This is a genomic window from Rhizobium sp. PEPV16 (assembly GCF_008919455.1).
Lineage (GTDB): Bacteria > Pseudomonadota > Alphaproteobacteria > Rhizobiales > Rhizobiaceae > Rhizobium > Rhizobium leguminosarum_Q.
The window spans coordinates 69,697-74,401 of record NZ_VSZV01000348.1; the positions used below are offsets into that span (position 1 = coordinate 69,697).

Genomic DNA, 4,705 nt, shown 5'->3' on the forward strand with positions numbered 1-4,705 from the left:
GGAAGGGCCGCAATATCCGTAGCGCCGCCTCGCGACCCGTTGTTTCTCTAGGGATGACACAAATCGTCCGCGCGGATAAGCTAATCAAAATCGATCAGCTTATTAAGCAGGACTTTGCAATGCGGCCACTACGCCTTGACAGCTTGGAGATCTTTGAAGACGTCGTGCGTTGTGGTGGCTTCAGAGCCGCCGCGCTTGGCAGGGGCGTTTCGTCGTCCGCCATCAGTCAATCGATCAACGTGCTCGAGGAAGCGCTGGGCATCCGGCTGCTGAACCGAACGACACGCAGCGTTGCGCCGACTGAAGCAGGCGAACAGCTTCTTGAGCGACTAAGGCCCGCTCTTCACGACATCAGAACAGCGATCGACGATCTCAATCAGCTTCGCGAGCGCCCATCTGGCACCGTGCGGATCAATGCACCAGGTCCGGCCGCCGACCACATTCTATGCCCCCTGGCCTTCGAGTTCATGAAGATCTACCCCGACATCAACGTCGAGATCGTCAGCGATGCCGCGATCATCGATATCGTGGAGCAGGGTTTCGATGCCGGCGTGCGCTTCGGGAACCAACTCGCCCAGGACATGATCGCCATGCCGCTCGGCCCCCCCTTGCGATATGCGATCGTGGCCTCGCCTGATTATCTTCGCAAGCGCGGCCGACCGGACTCACCGCGCGATCTCTTGCAGCACGACTGTATTCGTCGCCGTTTCCCCGGCGGAACCATGGTGACGTGGAAATTTGAGAGGGATGGCGACGAGGTGGAGATCACCCCGAAAGGACGGTTGACACTGAGTTCGGCGCATCAAGAACTCCAGGCCGCGCTTGCGGGATCGGGAGTAGCTCACCTGTTTGAGGATTATGTCCGTGATGATGTCGAACAAGGCAGAGTTATCGAATTGCTCGGCGACTGGAAGCAGAAGCTGCCAAGTTGGTATCTGTATTATCCGAGCCGGCGGCATACGAGCGCGGCGGTGCGGGTTTTCCTCGAATATATCCGCAGTCAGAGATGACGTGGAAAATCCACGAACCACCCCGGCTGAGAACCCTCCCGCTCCTGTTCGGCTTTATGAGCCCTTGGAATTTGCTGGTCGACCAAAGCGCAGCACGGCACGAACACGGTGCTGCAGGTGCCGTCAGGGGATGAGACCTGTCGCTCGGTAGGCCCTGATCGTACGGTCATAGATGCCGATGTCCCGGCAGCCGCGCGCCACCAGTTGGGCCCCCTCGATGGCGGCAAAGATCGCCATCGCATGCTCCCGCAGGTCCTGCTCGCTTACCGTAGGCCTTGCCCGTGAGAGCACTTTGCCAAGCCAGTCGACGTTCATTGCGGCGAACTTATCGACCTCGATCCGCACCTCGGCAGGAAGGTCGTCAAGTTCCGCGCTCATGATGCCGCACAGGCACATGCGATTGTCGTTGGCCAGGGCAGAGCGGAAAATCTCCGTGTATCTGTCCAGGCACCAGGTCGCGTCTTCCGGCGTAGCCAGAAGCTCTGCCAAATAGGCTGCCCCCTCCTCGGTATAGCGGCGAGCCAATGCGGCACCGAGGTCGCCCTTGGTGGGGAAGTGGTAGTGCACGCTGGCACTTTTGATTCCGACCTCTTTTGCAAGTTCGCGAAAGCTGAGCGCATTGTAGCCATGTGACTGCACCGACGCTTTTGCGGCGGTCATGACAGCCTCGCGCATATCCGTTTTGGTCTTAGCCATCGTTGATCCGTACCTATCACTCGATAGATAGTTGTTGACGCTGCAAAAGGGAAGGGCTAACTGTGGAGCGTAGTCTATCTATCGATAGACAGATATCGATAAACAGATAAAGGAGCCTCTGATGAAAATTTTCGATCGCCCCGGCTTTCCCAACCCCGCCCGAATCCGCATCGTGCTCGCCGAGAAGGAGCTCGAACCGCAGGTCGAGTTCGTCTCCGTCGACCTCATCGGCGCCGAACACAAGCAGCCGGCTTTCCTCGCAAAGAACCCCTCGGGCGTGCTGCCGGTCCTTCAGCTCGAGGACGGCACCTATATCGCCGAGGCCACCGCCATCACCGAATACCTCGACAATCTCGACGGCGATCCGCGGCTCACCGGCAAGACGCCGAAGGAAAAGGCCGTCATCCACATGATGCAGAAGCGGGCCGAGACCGAGCTGCTCGATGCGGTCGGCAACTACTTCCATCACGCGACGCCCGGCCTCGGCGCCGAACTACAGGTGTTCAAGAGCCCGGATTGGGCTGGCCGCCAGGACTGGGGCAATCGCCAGCGCGACAAGGCGCTCGCTGGCATGAGGTATTTCGACGGGGTGCTGCAGGACCGTCCGTTTGTCGCGGGCGATGCCTTCTCGATGGCCGACATCACGGTGTTTGCCGGGCTGATGTTCGCGGACGCCGCCGGCATTGCCATCCCAGAAGATCACTCCGCCCTGAAGTCCTGGCGCGCGAAGGTCTCCGAACTGCCGAGCGTCAAGGATCGCAGCGGCCAGATGTTCGTCGCCGAGGATCTGCGCAGGCTTGGTTTCTGATCCTCCACGCGAAAGCGGTCCGAACACCGCACCGACACGTCCAACCACATTCGCCACTCGCGCCGCCCAGGCGGCATAATTCTCACGGAGTTTCCTCATGTCTACGATTTCAACACCCGACAGCGCTTCCCGGCGCAACCTGCTGAAAGGGGTCGCCGTCGCCGGCGTCGGACTGGCGGCGGCCGGTACCAGCGCGAACTCGGCGGCAGCAAAAACGCCGGCGTCAACCCGTGTCGGCAAGGCCACAGGCGACTGCTTGGTCACGAAAGACGGCACCAGCCTCTACTTCAAAGACTGGGGCAGCGGGCCGGCCGTGGTGTTCAGCCATGGCTATCCGCTCTCGTCCGACGCTTGGGAGGACCAGATGTTCTTCCTGCTGCAGAACGGCTACCGCGTCATCGCCCATGATCGTCGGGGCTTTGGGCGCTCGAGCCAGCCGTCCAGCGGTTACGACTATGACACGTTTGCCGACGATCTGGCACGACTGGTCGAGGCGCTCGATCTGCGCGAGGCGACCTTCGTCGGCCATTCGATGGGCGGTGGCGAAGTCGCCCGCTATGTCGCGCGTCACGGTCAGAGCCGCGTCGCCAAGGTCGCCTTCGTCTCCTCGGTGACACCCTTCCTGCTCAAGACCGAGACCAACCCGAACGGTGCTCCCAAGGAGCTGTTCGATACGTTCCGCGCCGCCGTGCAGGCAAACCGGGCGCAGTGGAACCTCGACGTCACCACGCCGTACTACAGCTTCAATCGTCCGGGCGCGCACATCTCGGAAGGCCTGCGGGAGAGCTACTGGCGGCAGGGGCAGGCAACCGGCTTTCTTGCCGCCTACCATGCGCTTGGCGCCTTCTCGGAAACCGATTTCCGCGACGACCTGAAGAAGATCACCGTGCCAGCGCTGGTGGTCCACGGCAGCGACGACCAGATCGTGCCGCTGGAAATATCCGCAAAGGTGACCGCGGAGCTCGTTCCACATGCCAAGCTCATTGTCTACGAAGGCGGCTCCCATGGGCTGCTGCATGTCGACAAGGATCGCTTGAACGCGGACCTGCTGGCGTTCCTTCACGGCTGACGGCGTGCAAAGGCCGGGGGCTGGCCGTAGCCCGGCTCCCGGCGCATTTGCGTGCGATCGGATGTAAGACAGTCAGGACGACGCGATCTCGTTGATCGACGCGTCGTAAAAGAGATCACCGCCCAATTCCTTCCCGACGATGCCGACCATTCCTGCTGACAGTGACAGCGCAGCGTCCAAAGGCGCAAACGTCATCGTCACCCGCTGCACGAGCCCGGTCTCGTCGCGCTCGATGACCCCCACTGCTTCCAAATCGAGGCCGGTGCGAAGGGTTGCCTGATATTGCAAGACATGGCGCTGATCGATCGCACCATAGAAGGTGGGCGTCTGCGAGGCGTAGAGCGTGCCGACCGCCTCGACCAGGCGCTTGATATTGTCACGACCCGAAACCGGACGGCGCAGGACCGTCCCTCTCAGTTCGGCGTCATCGGCAAGATCATCAAGGAATGGGTGTTTTTCTCCGTTGCTGCCCGTCATGTCGTTTCTCCGGATGGCGTGATTTCTGGGGTGGCCGCGTGAGCGCGATCCAAACTCAACTCCGACCTTGCGGGACATAGTGTGTAATTGCACTTTAAACAATGAGCTTTGAACCGGGAGGTGGCGAGCCGCCCTCTTATCGGTCGAACGTCGAGGTTCGGGCTTGACACTGTGCAATTGCACATTTAGAAATGCCCCATGCAGACACCCACTGGTCCCCACCTCTGTTACGCCCTTGCCGCCCGCCAGAACGCGCGGCATCTAAGCCGTCTTTACGACAACCATCTGGCGCCTGCCGGACTGTCGGTCTCGCAGTTCTCGATTCTGTCGCTGCTGGAAGCCTACCGGAGCCTCAAGATCACCAGTCTCGCTGAAATGCTGAGCATGGAGCGCACGACCCTCGTCCGCGCACTGAAGCCGCTACAGGCGGCCGGATGGGTTGTCGCCGGCAGAGCCGAGAGCGGCCGCTCCTTCGACGTCACCCTTTCCCCCTCCGGCGTCGCAAAAGTGGCGGAGGCCGTTCCTCTTTGGGAAAACGCCCAAGCCGCGTTTGAGCAGGAGGTCGGACAGGACCGGGCCGTGCGCATGCGCGAGGAAATCCTGGAGCTGAACCTCGGCGGGTAGCTCCCCTTTTTTTACCCATAA

The 4,705-nt window shown here is 61.1% G+C and carries 6 protein-coding genes; 4 read left to right on the forward strand and 2 right to left on the reverse strand.

Annotated features, from left to right (window positions below; genetic code table 11):
• The first annotated feature begins 53 nt into the window (after positions 1-53).
• Positions 54-1,010 carry a LysR family transcriptional regulator gene (locus tag FY112_RS29600; protein ID WP_181018300.1) on the forward strand — a complete coding sequence of 319 codons (957 nt, stop codon included), beginning with the start codon at positions 54-56 and terminating at the stop codon, positions 1,008-1,010.
• Positions 1,011-1,133: 123 nt separating this feature from the next.
• Here FY112_RS29600 and FY112_RS29605 read toward each other — a convergent pair whose 3' ends face one another.
• Positions 1,134-1,706 (reverse strand): TetR/AcrR family transcriptional regulator, encoded by a 573-nt coding sequence (locus tag FY112_RS29605; RefSeq protein WP_151519928.1) that lies wholly within the window; start codon positions 1,704-1,706, stop codon positions 1,134-1,136.
• 121 nt (positions 1,707-1,827) lie between these two features.
• Between FY112_RS29605 and FY112_RS29610 the strand changes: the two genes are divergently transcribed.
• A complete protein-coding gene (locus FY112_RS29610) occupies positions 1,828-2,514 on the forward strand; it encodes a glutathione S-transferase (RefSeq protein ID WP_151519929.1) in 687 nt (228 codons plus the stop codon).
• Positions 2,515-2,611: 97 nt separating this feature from the next.
• On the forward strand, positions 2,612-3,583 hold the full coding sequence (locus FY112_RS29615; protein ID WP_151519930.1) for an alpha/beta hydrolase: 972 nt from the start codon (positions 2,612-2,614) through the stop codon (positions 3,581-3,583).
• Positions 3,584-3,655: 72 nt separating this feature from the next.
• Here FY112_RS29615 and FY112_RS29620 read toward each other — a convergent pair whose 3' ends face one another.
• Positions 3,656-4,060, reverse strand: coding sequence for a hypothetical protein (locus tag FY112_RS29620; protein ID WP_151519931.1), 405 nt, complete (start codon positions 4,058-4,060; stop codon positions 3,656-3,658).
• Positions 4,061-4,258: 198 nt separating this feature from the next.
• Here FY112_RS29620 and FY112_RS29625 point away from each other — a divergent pair, with 198 nt between their 5' ends.
• Positions 4,259-4,684: a MarR family winged helix-turn-helix transcriptional regulator gene (locus FY112_RS29625; protein ID WP_151519932.1), complete on the forward strand. Its 426-nt coding sequence runs from the start codon at positions 4,259-4,261 to the stop codon at positions 4,682-4,684.
• The last annotated feature ends 21 nt before the right edge of the window (positions 4,685-4,705 follow it).